The following is a 17,944-nucleotide window of genomic DNA, read 5'->3' on the forward strand; positions in this document are numbered from 1 at the left end:
CTGAATTTTAAGTTACAATTTGACTTGTTGTAAACCCTGATAACACCTTGTTTTATTGCCCCAGACTCTAAATTCAGTTCTTAACACTATCTATCATTCATTAAGCTAAGTTTTTTCAAAACACAACTATTTTAATGCTTAATATGGTCCAACTATGAGTTGTGAAATTGAATAAGAAAGATTGAATGCGGATCAATCGCATTACTAATAAGGTGTGACCTAAACCATCGACGACAATGATTAGGCCGCAATAAAGCGGTAGGACATCCCATTTCTTAATTCAATTTATGACGTTGAAAAATTCAAATCAAGCTTGTATTTATTCAGCCAGAGGAGGGATAACTTCTTATGGCAGGATTATTTCTTAATTTTTAAATTTAAATTTATGAAAACGCTTGTATTTCGAATATTTCATATTCCATTTGGACAAAATGCATTGTATTTTGGATTTAGCATTTTAATTCTTATTTTTCATTCCTTGCAACATTTTAAACCAAGGGATCCATCACAGCAAAAGATTTCAGCCATTGATAATGGGTCCAATCCGTGCTTTATTGATACGAGGTTGTGTGGTATATATGGCGGGGGAACTCCGGATGTTGTCATCGGTACGGATATTAACTCTGACAATGATATTACAGATTATTTTACTCCCGATGCTTATGGTACGGTAACACCACCCTCTAATCATTATATAGTGATTCAAGGTACGTTGAGAATGAATGCCAATTTCAGAGGTAACAGTTTAAAGCTGCGATTTGGCGATGGAGCAAAAATAATTATTGAGTCAGGTAAGACCTTTTATGGATCTTCATGCAAATTTTTCTCTTGTTATGATATGTGGCGGGGTATTGAGGCTCCAAGTGCAAAGAGCATTTCATTAATATCATGTCAGATTGAAGATGCTGAATATGCCCTTTCGGTCGGATCGACTGTTGGACTTGGAATGCTCAACAATGATTTTACGTTGAACTTTGTAGGGATACGCAATCTTGGTGGCACTTTAAAAGTTGGTGCTTGTATTGGCAATGTATTCAGAGGAGTTGAAGATCTCAATTTGAGGCCTCACTATAATTCTGATACTGAAATTATTGACCATTACGATGCCGGGACACCTTATGCAGGCATTTTACTGAATAATTGTTCTGCCAATATTGGTCGAAGTAACGGGAGCTCCAGTTTTACATTTTCCAGAGTTGTATTTGGAATTATAGCCAACCATTCCACTTTGGTAGTCAACGGGGCAAACTTTAATCATATTTATGGAACCGGAGCTGATCCTTTAGGAGCAGGTATTCAAGCTGAAAATAGCAATGTAACTGTTAATAAAAGTAATTTCTCGGATATTTACTTCACTGGAGTCTACGGATTTAGTACGGTGCTAAACATTTCAAAATGTACATTTGAGCACTGTGCAAATGGAATATTTTCAGAGTATAATGTAATGGGCGAGATCATAAATATTTATGACAATATATTTGAAATGAATTCAGGTTCTTTTGAAGATACCAAGACTACAAGTAATGACTACGAAAACTACGGTATATGGATGAGCAGGAGTGCGGGGGCACCCGGACCGATTAACAATATTGAATCCAATACGTTTTACATTGGAGGAGATAACTTTAATGCATTTTCCGCCTGGGTAACTGAACAAAGCATTTCTTATGGAGGAGAATCCATACAGTTTAGAGGAAATAAGTCGATTATAACATCTTCTGAGGATATGGTATGTGGATATAAAATTCAGTGTTATCAATCAAATTTTGTCATTATTGATACTGATACTTTTATTTTTAACAACCCCACACGATTGAATATGAGGAATGCGATTACAGCACATAGTTTTGGAATAGGGCATCAGGTGCTCAACAACCGATTTGAGTCTACCACGACCCGGACGATGAATATTGGATTTTACGGTGGAGAATTTGCCAATGCCTCTTATTGCGACAACTACTTTCTTAATGCAATGGAATCGTTTTATTTTTATGGCAACTGCGACCGGTCCAGTCTGGCTACCAGTACTTTTGACAATGCTTTTCGGGGAGTTTTTATCAGAGATCATAATACCGAACCAGGCCGCATTGGTGTTCAAGATAGGAAAGGAAACGAGTGGGATTGTAATCTAGCAGTGAACCAGTGGGCAGGTTATAATGCAGGGTTAAAACCTATTGATAGTAAATTTTGGATAGAAACAACAGATTGTCATAGGTTTCCACAAACTGGCATTTTTCCACCCACTTGGTTTGAACTTTCTAACGAATCAGAAGCGTTGGATTGTATGGTTCCTACTGTCGCGGATAGCTGTGGAGATATCCTGGGTTTTTCACTTTACGATTGGGATATAATTTCTGGCAATTATCCGGAAGGACCTGCAAATGGTTTGCAGATATTCAATGCCGATTACCGGCTGCTGGAGAGATTGATCCAAGATCCGGATCTATTAAATTGCGATACCCTGGTGCAAAATTACTGGAATTCAAAATCCACATCCACTGCTGCTGAGCTTGCCGAATTATTGAATGAGATCAGAAAGGCCATTGAGATTCCTGGAAGTATCCTGTCAGATTTGGAGGAAATTTATGAATCCAGAGATGAGTTGAATTACTCTATAGATACTTTAAAAGAAAATCACAATTGGCAGGATTCCTTAGGACTTGACAGCATTTATTTGGCAAAACTTGACAGTTTTCTCGATCAATTGGATGATATTAAAAATCAGGAGGACAGTATTTATGAAGAACTGCGCGTATTGCGCTACGACGATTTGGAAGATCTTAGCGATGCCAATGATACCATCACAACGGATTCAATTTGGGAGACTTATCTGAAAACGATGAATACGTTTGTGATTCATGTCTTGCAGGGAGTAGCTGATTCTACAGATTATGCCAATGCAGAATACATTGCAGCTCAGGATTTTGGAGAGGGAGGTCCCGCGGTTTTGCATGCAAGAGTATGGTTTGAAGGAGAAGATGAAGAAGAATCACTGAGAAAAGTTAAGAAGAATATTGGAGACTCCGAAGAACAATTTGATGCGCTCATTCATAATAAACAAAAGAACTTGGTAGAAGTTTTTCCAAATCCGGGTCAAGGTTCTTCCTTTATCGTGAGTGCCAACCAGAGTATTGTATCCATTGCATGTATGGACCTCCATGGAAAGGAAGTATTATATATGAAAGGAAGTGGAGATCAAACATTCATAGAATTTGAGGGAAAAGATTTTATTCCGGGAATTTATTTATTGAAGGTAAGTCTTCTGGATGGAATTGTAGAAACGCATAAGATTTTTAAAAATTGAAATTAATCACAGCCTGCTCCTGAACTCAGGAGCAGGCTAAATTAAAGTTTATGAAATATAGTCCACTTTTATTTTTTATGATGATCATAGGTGTAGTTACTGCACAGGATAAACACGATAATGTATGGATATTTGGACACAAACCAAATATAGCTCAGAGAAATTTTGGTGGTACTATGATTTCTTTCAATGAAAATAATTTTAATTCAAATTACTTTGAAATCAATTGTAATTTGGAGGAAAATAGTTCGTTCTGTGATGAGGGTGGAAGCATTGTTCTATATACAGATGGTTGTTCTATTTATGGAAGTGACCACAAAATCATTGAAAATGGCGATAGTTTAAATCCTGGTCCAATTTATAATAGTTATTGCACTCTTGGAGAAAAAAGCTTTTATTCATCGAATAACACAACAATTTTTATTCCTGGATTCAATGCGGATACGGTTTATTTATTTCATGTCGGAAGAAATAGCAATGCATTAACGGGTATTTTTTATAAAACTGCAATCTACCAATCAATGGATAAAAAGTTTACAGTTGCATATAAGAATAAAATATATGGATATTTAGCCGCTATGGAAGGATTACAAGCCGTTCGACATGGCAATGGCCGGGATTGGTGGTTTGTATTAAAGGAAAGAGGTTCAGCGCGATTTAATATATACCTTCATACCCCAAATGGTTTGTTTGGCCCTTATAATCAGACCATTGGTCCGGTATGGGAATACCCTTTGCAGATAGTCCAGGCAACATTTTCACCAGACGGAAATTATTATGCCATTGCTTCACAGGCAAATGGAATACATTTATTTCACTTTGACCGGTGTACCGGAGAATTGTATAGATATCTTCCCTTAAAATATCCACCTGAGGATTACCGCTTTTATCCAATGGGTTTTGCCTTTTCCCCAAATAGTAAAGTACTCTATTTATCTTCTTATTTTTCCATTTACCAATACGATCTGGAAGCAAGGGTCATTGTCAATTCTTATACTTTGATAGATACATTAGATGGTTTTTCACCACCTGGTAGTTTTCCTTTGACATTTTATCAATTAAATTTAGCGCCTGATCATAAAATTTATTGTAACACAACAAACGAAACCAATGTGCTTCATGTGATTCACGATCCGGATAAGAAAGGCAAAGCATGTAATCTAAAGCAACATGACATTTATCTTCCAACAAGTTATATCCAAAGTATGCCTAATTTCCCACCTTATCGATTATATGATAAGGATGGGAGCATTTGTGATACCCTTGGAATTGACAAAGTTGTGCATGCAGACTTCCGCTACCAACAAGATACAAGTCAATATCTGAGTTTTAATTTTATAGATTTGACAGCCTACCAACCGGAGGCATGGCAATGGAATTTTGGCGATCCTGCGTCTGCCAATAATACAAGTACAGAACAAAATCCTTATCATCGGTTTTCTGCAGAGGGAACCTATAGCGTATGTTTAACAGCCTATAACAAACATGGCTCCAGTGAAGCGTGTAAAACCATACAAATTGGAACGGTAAATACAAAAAACAACAAAGCCCCATATAAATTTTCAAAAGTATTATTGCAATCCCCAAATCCCGTTTGCGAAATATTGCAGATAAATATAAATGAGTATTTTCCGAAAAATCTCCAACTTTACCTCATCAACAGATTAGGGCAGCAAGTTTTATCACAGCGGATCTATCATGGAAACAACGCCGTTTCTCTTCAGGGTATAAAGTCTGGGATCTATTGGGCACAATGGGTGGAGAGTGGAAGGATTGTGCATTCCGAGAGTTTGTATATAGATGGAACAGGATATTGATAGATTTTTGGAAAAGGCTTAAGGCCTAAGGCGGAAGGTTGAAAAAAGTGCAAAGAGGTAAGTGTAAAGATTAAAGAGCAAAGTAAATAAGAGGCCTACCATCCTGCCAGCCTCGAAACTCCGAAAAATCGGCTTGATAAAATAGTCTGATTTCAACAACATTTTACCAAAAAAAAAATCATAAGTTCATTTCATTTTTGAATTTATACTTCTGCGAAGCGAAAGAACAGTGAAGCTGATTAGCATTCGAATTCATTGCGAACATATCATAAAATAATTTAACTCAAGGGAACTGAAGAATGCGGTTTCGAATTTTCATAAAAGTCGAAAAGTCGTCCCGATAAAATGAAATTGCTCATCATAATAGAAATAATCATGGACATTTTATCGGGAGGTCGAAAAGTCGTTCCTAACTAACAAATGTTCATAAATTTATCTAACAACCAACAACTAACAACCAACAACTAACAAACCAACAACTAACAACTAACCTAATCCTGCATGTACACCAGCTTTTTCTCCTCAAAATAAGGATTGGGAAACTTTGTATGGATATCCCAAATTTCGTAATAATGTTGTTTTTGTATTTCGCGAATCTCGCTGGTCAGGTCGCCGCCTTTGTAGGCAATGATTCCGTTGGGTAAAGGGCAGATGTATTTGTTGTGGAGCAGATGTCTTGAATATTGGGCTAATAAAGCAAGGCTGCAGACGGCCCGGCTCACTACAAAATGAAAATTGCCTTTGAATTCTTCGGCACGAATGTGGATAGCCTTTACATTCCTGAGATTTAATTCTTCGGAAATCCATTCTACCGCTTTAACTTTTTTTCCGGTTCCGTCTATCCCGGTAAATTCCAATTCGGGATAAAGGATGGCCAAAGGGATGAGCGGAAATCCGCCTCCTGTGCCCAGATCCAGTATTTTGCAACCGGGTTTCCAGGGGACGAAAGCGGAGATGGTAAGCGAGTGCAAAACATGGTGCAGGTAGAAAGCGTCCATGTCTTTTCTGGATATGAGATTCACCCTGGCATTGTAGATCTCGTACAATGATTTGAGTTTTTCAAATTTTGTAATTTGATCCGGTTGAAGATATTTGAAATAATAAAGGATCTCGTCCATGCTTACCAGTGCTTTCGTTTAAAAAAGAGGAAAGGCAATTGAAATGAAATGTGACAAACATAAAACAGTTCCAACAATGGATAATACTTCGACACATCTTTTTCGTCAAATATTTTCGTTTGTCTGTGGAATACCGGCCAGCAAATCATGTGTTTCAACATGTAAAAGCTTATGGCTTCAATCCAATTTCCATGACAAGTCAGCAGAACAATTCCCACATAGAAAATAATTAAACTCCCAAAGTACAAACTCAAATAGCTTATGGATTTGAAGTTGTAGGTCTTCGAAGTGGCATAATGGCGCATCTTCTGACGAAAATAATCAAGATAAGTCTGTTTGGCAGTGGTGTAAATAAACCCTTCCGGATCCAGGCAGGAAGAAACTATAATGTTTTCGGAATGATGCTGTACCAGCAGATCGTCGTCTCCATAGGGAATTTTTATTTGAAGTGCGGATTCAGTTAACAGTGACCTTTTATACGCCATATTCCTTCCAACAGCAGCATAAGGCAGCTGCATGGCTGCAGCGCTAAACATTTGGATAGCATTCATACAGGTTTCATAACGGATGAAGGCATTGAGTATACCCGATCGTTTTTTGTAGGGAGCGTAGCCAAGGATCAGATCTGAATCATGGTGTGCTGATTGCATCATAGATTTTAACCAATATTTTCCTTTCGGAGTACAATCGGCGTCGGTCAGTGCCAACCAGGGATGTTGTGCCAAACTAACAGCCGTAAGTAACGCTGGCTTTTTGCCTTGCTTTTTTTTTTCAATCCGCTTAAAGATGAATTTTGGATTTCCTGTATACGTTTTTGAAAAGAAAATTTCTGTTTCATCGTCTGAACCATCATCAATCAGGATCAATTCAAATGCCGGATAATCCTGTTCCAGAAACAGAGGAATATTTTGCCGGAGCTGAGGAAATTCGTTATGGCTACAGATCAGGATGCTGACCGGAGGACAAGCAACTGCAGCTTTTATGGGCTTATTGGGCCTGGATTTTACAAAAATTAGCCTCCAGAACAGTATTTGGATAAAAAAAGAAGCCAAAACGGCCAGATACAAGTAATTCAGGCACACGGTCAAAGGTAAATAAAATGGCAGATTTTCTTTTATATTACATATAATTGTAATATGTTTGTGCTTAATTTATAAATGCTTCTTTCAATCAAATCTATGATTCGCTCGACAATTTACATTTTCTTCTTTTTGTTATCCCAACTAAATGCCCAGATGAATTTTCAGGGTCAACTCATTTTTGGGAATGAATGGTATAAGTCAGGTCAAAAGTATTGGAAAATTAAAGTCCCGGTGGATGGGATCTATAAAATAACTTATCAGGAATTGCAATCAGCAGGATTTCCGATCTCGGATGTTCCGGCATCCCATTTCCAGCTGTATAAATTTGGACAGGAAGTTCCTGTGATTCGTTCTTCTTCCGGACTCATGGGTACGGGGGATTATCTGGTTTTTTATGGATTGAAAAACAGAGGAGAGTTGGATCAAGCCCTTTTTGATCAGGCTGATCTGATGATGAACCCGGAATATAGCATGTTTAACGACACTGCAGTTTATTATTTAACGGTAGGGGATCAGCCTTCTGCTTTGGATGTGAATCGCATTCAAAACGATCTTTCTGCACCTTTGCCTAAAGACGAATATTTTATCCAAAACCAAAAAACAGTATTCAACGAAATTTCTTTTAAGCGAAGTACGGGATTTGGAAATGACCAAAAATATCCCTTGTTTGATGCTGCGCAGGGATATTCTTCCGATATATTCAGGTCTCGGGACTTTCAAATCAACTTTGATAAATTTTATCCGGATGGCCCGGATGCACAAATCCTTGTGCGATTGACAGGTTACGGCGACGACAATACCGCCCACCGCCCAAATTTCTACCTGGATGGTACCTCAAATGGTACAGAGATTTTTGCAGGATATAAAATCCGGAACAAAGAAATCATCATTCCATCTTTTGGAATGAAAAACCAATATACCTTAAGTATCAGCGGTGAAGCAAGTCCGGAGGATAAATTGTCGGTTGCTTTGATTGAAATGAATTATCCCAGATTGTTTGATTTTAATCAACAAAGAACTGCGCTGCTCAAAATTGGAAAAAGCATCATCCGTAAATACCTGGAACTTGAAAATTTTGACGGTGGCAATGAAATCATGGTTTATGATCTGACCAACCGGATTTATCTTAAAAGTTTTCGAGAGCCCAATGGAATTTACAGACTTAGTATTCCGCCTTCAAACGAAGACAGGGAATTGCTCGTATGGAATCCATCGGTAGAAATCAACTTGCAAGGCATTCAAGCTGTCGAAATGCAAAGTTTTTCGCCGGGAAATTACAATTATGTGATTCTCTACCATCCCAGACTGGAAGAACAGGTAAATGGCCTGAATTACGTACAGGAATATGAACAATACAGATCATCCGCACAGGGAGGTTCATACCGGGTTGCTATGGTCAACATAGAAGAACTTTACGATGCTTTTGCATTTGGGATCCACACCCACAGTCTGGCTGTTCGCAATTTTAGTCAATACGCCAGAACCATTTGGCCGGAGATGAAATATTTTATGATTTTGGGTAAAGGTTTGGAATATCCTTATTACAGACAAAGCGGATCGAATCCCGATTACTTTTTAGTACCTACATACGGTTCTCCTGCAGCAGATATTGGATTGGTTTGCGACGCAGAAAAAAAACCATTCTGTGCATTCGGAAGATTACCAGTCATCAATGGCTCTGAGATCAAATCATATCTCGATAAAGTTAAATCGCATGAATCATTCCTGGAAACCAGTTCTTATTCCATTGAAAACCGCGAATGGTTGAAGCGCGTGATACATCTTTCCGGAGGAGATCCCCAGATCTATGCACTCATCAGCAGTCAGTTGGCGGGTATGGAAAATGTAATTGAAAATAATACTGCAGGTGCCGATGTCAAAACATTTTACAAACAAAGCAGCAATACGATTGAGGTGGCCAACAGTGAATTGTTGCGAAAATTCATCAACGAAGGCAGCAGTATCATTTCATTCATGGGGCATTCAGCAGCGATCAGACTTGATTTTAATCTCGAGAATGTAGATTCCTACATGAATAAAGACCGTTACCATCTTTTCATGGCGATGGGTTGTTATGCAGGATCGCTTTTTGCCAACAACAGGTCTATCAGCGAAGATCACAACCTTGCACCCGAACGGGGTTCAATAATTTATCTTGCCAATACAACTGCCGGTTATCCCGACATACTCGGTATTTTTGGAAATGAATTTTACAAACAATTGGGCGGAACAAGTTATGGAGGATCTACGGGCGAGGCCTTAAAGGAAACACTTCTCCAATTGATCAATAAAGGAGGCGAACGCTTGTTAACCCAGGCATATTCCGTAACATTCAATGGAGATCCGGCGGTCAAACTAAATTTTAATAGTTCGCAGGATTATACTTTAGATCCTAAAACATTGACTACCGATCCGGCTTTGATCTTTACTACGCAAAAAGATTTTGAATTGAAATTTGATGTGGTAAGTTTAGGAACGTACGACAAAGACAGTATTCAGCTGACCATCGAACGGGAACTCCCCACAGGAGTGAAAACTACAGTTTTCGATCAATATATTGCTAAACCGTCATGGAGAAGCGAAGTCAGTTTGCGTGTTCCTGTTGGTGGAGATACTGCAGTGGGATATAATAAACTTTTCATCAGGCTGGATGGTAAAAATCTGATCAATGAAGGTCCTTTGCCGGATGCCGAAAATAATAATGAACTTGAAATTAATGGAGAATCAGGCTATGTGTTTTTTGTTTTTGGCAATGAAGCAAAACCCGTTTATCCGAAAGAGTTTGCAATAATCACCACGACTGCTCCGCAATTAATCGCAAGTAACGGAAATACACTTGCTGAAGAAATACAATATTATTTTGAATTGGATACAACAGAATATTTCAACAGCCCGTCCAGACAAACTTACATTACCAAACAAACAGGTGGAGTGATCAGCTGGACTCCGGGGCAACAACTGATGGAGAACATCGTGTATTATTGGAGGGTTTCACCTGGATAGTGTGGGTGCCGGACAATTTGCCTGGAGAAATTCTTCTTTTGTTGTTTTACCCGGAAGCAGTCCGGGTTGGAACCAATCACATTATTTTCAACACCGGAAAAATGATTTTTTAAAAATTCAATTGGAAGAACCCGGAAGACAGTTTCAGTATGCTCCCGGATTTGTGGAGATCCGTGCAAACAATGGTTATATTGAACTGCCAAGTTATATCAGGCCCAGGCTTTATGTTGGAACGGATGTAAGTTCTGATTACGATTATTGGAATTACAATAACAATTTTAGTGGCGTTGTAGTCAATGTATTTGATCCGGTTTCAGGAAGACTTTGGGTAAATGCCACAGGTGGGGACTTCAACAGTTATCAGGATGGCAGGTATGCACGTAAGCCATTTTTTATTTTTCAGACGGAAACTGCCATTCAGCGTGCTTCACTGATGGATTTTCTGGAAAACACGATTCCATACGATCACGTTGTCGTATTGAGTACATTAAGCCAGTATCAAAATTCATATTTTCCCGAATTGTGGGAATCTGATGGTGTAAGAAATTTGTATACCGTTTTAGAGGGTTTTGGAGCCAAGGAAGTGAGAAGCCTGAGATCGTTCAATTCAGTTCCTTATATTCTTGTTTACAGAAAAGGAAGAATGGATTTTGAAGTTAAAGAAAGCGTTGGAAATTTTACTGACGAGAATGAAATCTCGCATGTTTTCAGTATTCCACAAACCGAAGGTACTGTTCAATCAAAGATTGTTGGTCCGGCAAGTTCATGGCAACAATTCAGCTGGGATTATAAATTGTTCAATCCTACTGAAGACGAACAACAGATCCGTATTTTCGGAATAACAGCCAATGGAAATAAATCTCTTTTAAAGGGACCATTTACTGATGCCTTACAAGACCTGAGTTCAATATCAGCGAAAGAATATCCTCAGTTGTTGTTGGAATGGAATTCAAAGGACACCACCAGCAGAAGCAGCAGTCATTTGGATTATTGGAGGATTCACCATGTTTCATTGCCTGATGCTGCTTTTCATCCAAACTTGTGGTTTAAGAAATCAAAGGATACCATAAATCAGGGCGAATCATATGCGATCGAAATTATGGCTCAGAATATTGGCGAAGCCGATATGGATAGTCTGCTGGTAAAGTTTACAGTAGTCAACCAGAGCAATCAGCAAATTGTCAGTTATAAAAGATTTGTACCATTGAGTTCACTGGCTACCGTGATCATTCCATTTAATTTCCAGACTTCGTCTATATATGGGCATTACAAATTATTTATCGAATTGAATCCTGATGGCGACCAGCCCGAACTTTATACATTCAACAATACTGCCGTTGTACCCTTTTTTATAAGACGCGACAAGGGTAAGCCATATATGGATGTGACCTTTGATAAGAACATGATTTTCAATCTGGATATCGTATCGAGCAAGGCGTTGATTGAGATCAGCATACGCGACGACAATAAAGACCTTTTGCTCAACGACACCGCTGCTTTTGAACTGCGCCTCAAAGAACCCGGAGGCAATCCTCAGCGTGTTTATTTTGGACAAGGTCAGGTGGAATTTATTCCGGCGAACTCAGGAGAAAAATCCATTAAAGCCATCATCCATGGAAATTTCAATAAAGATGGAGTCTATACGCTTTTTGTAAAAGCATTCGATGCATCGGGCATTTCGGCTCCGGATCTTGAATACATGGTTGACTTTACCATTGTAACCAGATCGTCTGTATCAAATTTTCTAAATTACCCCAATCCGTTTACCAGCAAGACAAGATTTGTATATACGTTGACCGGTGATGTGCTGCCTGAATATTATTCCATTCAAATACTTACGGTATCTGGAAAAATTGTAAGAGAAATTACAAAAGAAGAAATCGGCCCATTACAAATAGGGACCCACATGACGGAATTTGAATACGATGGAACAGATCAGTTTGGAGATAAATTGGCAAATGGAGTTTATCTCTATCGTTTCAAAGTAAAAGATCAGAACAAAAAACAATTTGAGAAATACGACAGCGGAACAGATGTCTATTTTAACAAAGAATTCGGAAAAATGGTCATTATACGTTAAGAGGAGCTCACATCCGTTTGAAAAATTTCTATTTATTCCATTACCTTGCAACTGTTTGAGAAATGTACTGTTGGAGTAATAATGAAATTTGAATCAATAGATCAATGTGGAGGAAATTCAGGTACTGGCTGATTAAAATTTCCAGAGACCAGGGGACAACGCATGAAATTGCATTTGGCGCAGCGGTCGGAACATTTATCAGTATTTTTCCAACTTTTGGAGCCGGGACGGTAATCGTATTATTTTTATACCGTTTGTGGAAGTTCAATTTACTGGCTGCAATTGGTGGCAGTATGGTAAGCAATGTATTTACCAGTCCGTTTTTTATGGCAATCAGTTACAAATTGGGCAGTCTCTTTTTTGTAAGCAAAGCGGATATTAATTTCAAAGAATGGTACAAGCACCTGGACCACCTGAGCATTTCAGTGCTGGCAGGCAGTTTAATCATCAGCACCGTATTGGCTTTCGCAATGTATTACCTCATAAGTTATTTCGTAAGTAGATACCGCAGAAGAAAAACCAGATTACAGTCGGTAAATTAAGTTTATGGAATGAAGTTATTCGACCAAAGGCATCAAACATACGTCCATGCTTTCCAGCCGGCAGATGCTGTTAAATTGGTTCAAAGTGGACAGGAATATTTTGATGTACTGGTTGATTTGATCAGGAAAGCAAAAAGGAGCATTCATCTTCACACTTATATTTTTGCCAATGATGATATTGGAAAAACAATATCGGATGAATTGATTTCTGCTGCAGAAAGAGGGGTTGATGTTTCTGTAGTGATGGATGGGTATGGTTCTCTTGGATTTTCACCTAAACTTTTTCAGGAGTGGAAAACAAAGCGCATCCAGGCTCATTTTTTTCGAGGATCTCTATTTTCAAAAATCTCAATTTGGGAAGGCGGCTCCATCATAAAATCTGTGTTGTTGATGATTTCCGTGCCTTAGTAGGAGGCATCAATATTGCTGATAAATACCGGGGAACGATGGACGAGGCGGCCTGGCTGGATTTTGCGATATTTATCGAAGGGGAAGTCTGCAACGAGTTGAAGAGAATCTGCGGTCAAATCGAAGAAAGACAATTCCCAGTCTTTAAACCCTCTCCAAACCAGAAATACCACGGACAGAATATCCCACAAATCAATATCAGACAAAACGACTGGCTCCGGAACAGAAATCAAATCCACTATAGCTATCTTATGGCTTTTGAAAAGGCCGAGCGGAGTATATACCTCGTGGCTAGTTATTTTCTGCCGGGACGTAAATTGAGAAAATCACTGGAGCGCGCTGCAGCCAGAGGTGTGAAAATAAAAATCATACTTGCCGGCAAATCAGACATTCCGACTATATTAAATGCAAGTTTGTATTTATACAGGTGGTTGTTAAGAAACAAAATAGAAATTTATGAATGGCAAAAATCAGTGTTGCACGGTAAACTTGCTATAGTTGATAACGAATGGATGACAATAGGTTCTTTTAATCTAAATTTACTCAGCACGTATGCCAGTATTGAACTCAACATCGATATAGAAGACAAAGATCTTGCAAAATCATCGACGGATTTATTAAACCGACTGATTTCGGAAGGATGTACTCAAATCGATACACAGCGCCACCGGACCGTCTTCGACAGAATATATGAATTTATTGCCTATCTGGCAGGAAGGACACTCATCCGGTGGATTACTTTTTTTCCTGGAGTCAGGAAGAGAATAAGATGAGTGAGTGCTGAGTGCAAAGAGCAAAGAGTATAGAGAAAGAGTAGCAAGAAGAGAGCAAAGAGTATAGAGTAAAGAGCAAGGAGTATAGAGCAAGGAAAGCCTGATGCTCAAAGATTAAAGAGAATGGATAAAGTTGAAGCGTCTAAATGTCGAAACGTCTATGGGTCAAATCTCCTCAACTGACAAGGCTCCCTCCACCAGCAAGCGTCTAAAAAGAATTTTTGAGTCCAGTTCACTATTCTAAATGGAAAATAAGTCTTATACATGGGGTGAGAAGCCGGAAAGGCACCTCTTGTACCTGGATTTTTAGAATGAATCTGAATTTTTAAAAGGAAGTTTAACCAATAGTCTCCGGCAGATTTTGCCAATTGGTCATTTGTAAAATGATACATTTGATAGTACAGACTGGTAAATTGAGCAAGGCCAGTTGTGCAGATATAGCTGACGTTCCAGTGCTGATCTGATGAGAATTCAGCAGGAATGGAGTTATAAACTAACGAACGTTTGTTAATATCATAAAGCTTTTCGAATACCCGGTTTTTCTGATCGGAATCATTCAAAATTTGGGCACAACCGAGGAGGCCTTCAAGGCCATAAGCCAGCGTGTGGCTTAGACAGGGCAAATTGGGAAAAAATCCGCATTGCCCGTAGAGATCTGATTCGGCTTTGTGTGCAAGCAACGCATAAGTTTTTTTCAAAATATCCAGATTTTGGCCGAGGGTGTAATGCATATCAATTTCCAACAGTCTCCACAAAGCATGAGCATAATAAACCGGAAACCAGGATTTTACGTACAGTCCTTCCTTCCAGGAGCCATCTTCCCGGATGTTCTGAAGCAACCATGAATGGACTTTTAATAAACTTAGTCTGTATTTCTCATCGGGCCAGATGCAGTTTAATTTATGTAGTCCAAACATAATTTGTGCGCTATTGAAAGCGCTTACCCGCTTTTTTTCAAGTCCACTGTAAAAATACCCTTGCTGGGATTGTTGATTCAATAACCAATCACCGGTTTCCTTCGCAATTTTGTATTGAACTTGTGGATAAATGAGATTGCGTTCGATAAGATTTTCAAGCAGGTAGCCACTGGTCTCCGGATAAGCCGCTTTCCAGGCTATGAATTCAGGAAGGAAGAACCAACGACTGTGAGGTATTCCTTTATATTGTGTTCTGCGGGCAGCATGGATCAACCAATCCATTGCTGCAATTTCAGCGGAACGCACAGAATTGGAATTTAAGGGCTTGAAATCAATCTCGTTCAAAACTCAACATTAATTTGTAAACGCAAATGTGCAAGCGCTGCTTGAAATGTGTACAAACATAATCATTTCTCTAGAACGCATGTAGCAAATTGAAGGAGTTAAAGCCCTGGATGAATTTCATTCTATCCGGTATATTAATACCTTTTCAAGGGATAAATTTCCAACACATTGTATCATCTTTGTTCCCATGTCACTTGAGCTGCCTAAACTGATGTATTTGGGGTACCCGGGGAGTGTATTTTCAAGAAACTTTATCCCGGCTTTGGCTGATTTAAAATCTTATCGTCTAAGCTGTGTTTTTGTAAAGGAAGAACCAAGAAATCTTTGGCCGCAGGAAATGGGTATGTTTTTAAATTTGATCCAATGGCTCCAACAACTTTTATCCGGGATACGTTGCAAAATCGCATACTATTATTGGAGGATTTATGGTTACCACCGATCGATTGCGGTCTATTATTTCGACTCTGTTCAAAACGATGATCTTAATGAACTCGCCAGGGATTTTGATTATTTGCTCACAGCCGGAATTCAGCATAAATTGAAAACAAGTTTTATTTCTGCCTTTAAAAATACTGTCTATAATTTCCATTATGCGTTGCTTCCAAAATACAGAGGAACATTTCCATTATTTTGGCAGCGGGTAAATGGTGACTATGATTATGGTTATACATTTCATGTGTTGAATGAGAAAATAGATGGTGGTGATATCGTATTGCAAGAAAGGCTAAGTGTTAATCCTGGATATAGCGATTCAACGATTGGTAATTTACTCGTAAGACATGCCGCATTTCAGTTGCATCGTTTATTTTGTGAACCTGTAAAAATGATACAACAGTTGGATACAGATGCCACTACATATACGACGAAGGATTATCTTAAGTACGTGAACATTCAAATGGATTCCAACTGGATAAATAAATTGGCAAACTGTCGAAGATGGATCCTCAACCGAAAGTACCTGGTACATGTTATTGAAGTTTTTGAGTGCGAAGAACGATCCGGATTATTTTTAAAGGGGCTTCATCTGCATTTTCAGGCAAAAGGAAGAACAGTGAAAATCATAAGAGTAAATTACCTTCCATCCGTTTTCTATTTTTGGACTTTAAAGTCAAACCTTGCAAAACGCTAATCACATTCAGGGAAGTTCGATCGCTTTAAACAGCATGTTCCGATGGCAGTTGATGTCCTCGGTCTATCTTACTATACTGCAAATAGCCGGTATCGTATTTCTTGGTAGATTTTTGGGATATCAGGAAATGGGTATTTACGCCATATTCCAATTGATATTCCGATTCGCCACAGCGCTGTTTGAACCCGGAATGTTTGTATCTGTCATCCAGAGAAAATTTCACTCCAAGACGATCCTTAATAATTTGTACAAGTGGCAAATGAGTATTGCAGCAGTAGGTTTTATAATGATCTTTATTTTTTTTATTACAGAGGATTCATATTATCGCGAGAACCTGATATTTGTTATAACTGCTCTTTTCCTGTTCCTGTGGATCGCATGGGGAGCGCGTTATACAGCCATACTTACCCATCATTTGAAGCAAAAGCAGATCAGTATGGCATTGATCGCCGGGGCAACACTTGAGTTTCTTTTCATGTTGTGTTTTATTTGGCATTTTGATCCGATGTGGGTTTTTCCGATAAGCTTTTTATTTCGGTTCCTGATTTATTATGGGGCATGTTATATCCTCACTTTAAAGAATAATTTCGAATTGCATCCAATACTCGATGGCGTGGAGGAAAAAGCACACATCAGGTTTTCGATGTATCAAATTGTCAATCAGGGATTGAGTTTTATTCAGGGAAATTTTGATACGGCATTAATTCTATTTGCTTTCGGGCTGCAGGTTCTGGGGCCATATAATTTTGCTTCAGAATTGAGTTATTTATTGTTCTCAAAATTAAATCCTGTTTTTAATAAAGCGGTCTTTCCCGTGCTGGCAAAACATCAGGACGATCCATCTGTACGGCAAGAGATCATGTCGGAGTCCCTGCTGAGTCATGCTCTGGTATGTCTGGGCTTGTACCTGCTTTTTTATTTTCATCTTCCCGAAATCATCGGACTCCTTTTTAAAGATGAGTTGGGTCAGATCTTGCATTTCTCCAAATTCATATGCATCATGGCTATGATCAGGTCGGTTACCAATCTGGTTTTCAGTCAGCTGTTAGCCTTAGGTGCATCACGTAAATTATTACAGTGGAACGTTACAGTATTACTATTGAATTATGCATTTATTTTCATTATTTATTTGACAAAGAGTCATGTAGATACTTTTTTGACAATTAATATTTTTGTAAGCCTGGGAGTTTTCATGTTCACGCTGATGCATATGTTCAAATACTACAGCGATGTCAAAAAGGGAATGCATCAACTGCTCTATTTTGTCTTTTATTTATGTGTATCCGGAATCATTCTGTATGGCATTCAATTTACCGGCTTTGGTCTTTGGATTTCACTGACTGCAAGTGGAATGGCTGTTATAAGTCTGGATTACTTGTTTTACCGTCAGAAATTCCTTAATTTAATTCGATTCCGAATACTTTAA

Annotated in this window: 12 protein-coding genes; 9 read left to right on the forward strand and 3 right to left on the reverse strand. The window is 38.6% G+C overall.

Annotated elements, in window-relative coordinates:
- Positions 1 to 385 precede the first annotated feature (385 nt).
- Complete coding sequence (locus IPM34_02555) at positions 386 to 3,304, forward strand: T9SS type A sorting domain-containing protein (protein MBK8954421.1); 2,919 nt, start codon at positions 386 to 388, stop codon at positions 3,302 to 3,304.
- Between the two features lie 521 nt (positions 3,305 to 3,825).
- A complete protein-coding gene (locus IPM34_02560; protein ID MBK8954422.1) occupies positions 3,826 to 5,121 on the forward strand; it encodes a PKD domain-containing protein in 1,296 nt (431 codons plus the stop codon).
- Between the two features lie 491 nt (positions 5,122 to 5,612).
- Here the strand turns inward: IPM34_02560 and rsmG are convergent, their stop codons facing one another.
- Together rsmG and IPM34_02570 are read right to left on the reverse strand one after the other, a co-directional pair.
- Positions 5,613 to 6,239, reverse strand: a complete 627-nt coding sequence (gene rsmG / locus IPM34_02565) for a 16S rRNA (guanine(527)-N(7))-methyltransferase RsmG (protein MBK8954423.1) — start codon at positions 6,237 to 6,239, stop codon at positions 5,613 to 5,615.
- Between the two features lie 2 nt (positions 6,240 to 6,241).
- The gene (locus IPM34_02570; GenBank protein ID MBK8954424.1) at positions 6,242 to 7,321 is read right to left on the reverse strand and encodes a glycosyltransferase; all 1,080 of its coding nucleotides are present in this window, start codon (positions 7,319 to 7,321) and stop codon (positions 6,242 to 6,244) included.
- A 153-nt stretch (positions 7,322 to 7,474) separates the two neighbouring features.
- Here IPM34_02570 and IPM34_02575 point away from each other — a divergent pair, with 153 nt between their 5' ends.
- From IPM34_02575 to IPM34_02595, 5 genes are all read left to right on the forward strand, one after another.
- Positions 7,475 to 10,324: a hypothetical protein gene (locus IPM34_02575; GenBank protein ID MBK8954425.1), complete on the forward strand. Its 2,850-nt coding sequence runs from the start codon at positions 7,475 to 7,477 to the stop codon at positions 10,322 to 10,324.
- 1 nt (position 10,325) lies between these two features.
- Complete coding sequence (locus IPM34_02580; protein MBK8954426.1) at positions 10,326 to 12,404, forward strand: hypothetical protein; 2,079 nt, start codon at positions 10,326 to 10,328, stop codon at positions 12,402 to 12,404.
- Positions 12,405 to 12,508: 104 nt separating this feature from the next.
- Positions 12,509 to 12,946 (forward strand): DUF2062 domain-containing protein, encoded by a 438-nt coding sequence (locus IPM34_02585; protein ID MBK8954427.1) that lies wholly within the window; start codon positions 12,509 to 12,511, stop codon positions 12,944 to 12,946.
- A gap of 9 nt (positions 12,947 to 12,955) precedes the next feature.
- Positions 12,956 to 13,354 carry a hypothetical protein gene (locus tag IPM34_02590; GenBank protein ID MBK8954428.1) on the forward strand — a complete coding sequence of 133 codons (399 nt, stop codon included), beginning with the start codon at positions 12,956 to 12,958 and terminating at the stop codon, positions 13,352 to 13,354.
- On the forward strand, positions 13,300 to 14,127 hold the full coding sequence (locus IPM34_02595; protein MBK8954429.1) for a hypothetical protein: 828 nt from the start codon (positions 13,300 to 13,302) through the stop codon (positions 14,125 to 14,127). Before IPM34_02590 ends, IPM34_02595 begins: the two co-directional genes overlap by 55 nt.
- A gap of 158 nt (positions 14,128 to 14,285) precedes the next feature.
- Here IPM34_02595 and IPM34_02600 read toward each other — a convergent pair whose 3' ends face one another.
- On the reverse strand, positions 14,286 to 15,350 hold the full coding sequence (locus IPM34_02600) for a hypothetical protein (GenBank protein ID MBK8954430.1): 1,065 nt from the start codon (positions 15,348 to 15,350) through the stop codon (positions 14,286 to 14,288).
- 226 nt (positions 15,351 to 15,576) lie between these two features.
- On the opposite strand from IPM34_02600, the gene IPM34_02605 reads away from it, so the two are divergent.
- Together IPM34_02605 and IPM34_02610 are read left to right on the forward strand one after the other, a co-directional pair.
- On the forward strand, positions 15,577 to 16,518 hold the full coding sequence (locus IPM34_02605) for a hypothetical protein (protein ID MBK8954431.1): 942 nt from the start codon (positions 15,577 to 15,579) through the stop codon (positions 16,516 to 16,518).
- On the forward strand, positions 16,505 to 17,944 hold the full coding sequence (locus tag IPM34_02610; protein MBK8954432.1) for an oligosaccharide flippase family protein: 1,440 nt from the start codon (positions 16,505 to 16,507) through the stop codon (positions 17,942 to 17,944). Before IPM34_02605 ends, IPM34_02610 begins: the two co-directional genes overlap by 14 nt.

It is taken from the genome of Saprospiraceae bacterium (assembly GCA_016716185.1).
Lineage (GTDB): Bacteria > Bacteroidota > Bacteroidia > Chitinophagales > Saprospiraceae > Vicinibacter.

Bases quoted from the DNA above. Each gene is read 5' to 3' on its own strand.
- IPM34_02555 (MBK8954421.1), top strand. From the start codon at position 386: ATGAAAACGCTTGTATTTCGAATATTTCATATTCCATTTGGACAAAAT.
- IPM34_02560 (MBK8954422.1), top strand. From the start codon at position 3,826: ATGGATAAAAAGTTTACAGTTGCATATAAGAATAAAATATATGGATAT.
- rsmG (MBK8954423.1), bottom strand. From the start codon at position 6,239: ATGGACGAGATCCTTTATTATTTCAAATATCTTCAACCGGATCAAATT.
- IPM34_02575 (MBK8954425.1), top strand. From the start codon at position 7,475: ATGAATTTTCAGGGTCAACTCATTTTTGGGAATGAATGGTATAAGTCA.
- IPM34_02585 (MBK8954427.1), top strand. From the start codon at position 12,509: ATGTGGAGGAAATTCAGGTACTGGCTGATTAAAATTTCCAGAGACCAG.
- IPM34_02590 (MBK8954428.1), top strand. From the start codon at position 12,956: ATGAAGTTATTCGACCAAAGGCATCAAACATACGTCCATGCTTTCCAG.
- IPM34_02605 (MBK8954431.1), top strand. From the start codon at position 15,577: ATGTCACTTGAGCTGCCTAAACTGATGTATTTGGGGTACCCGGGGAGT.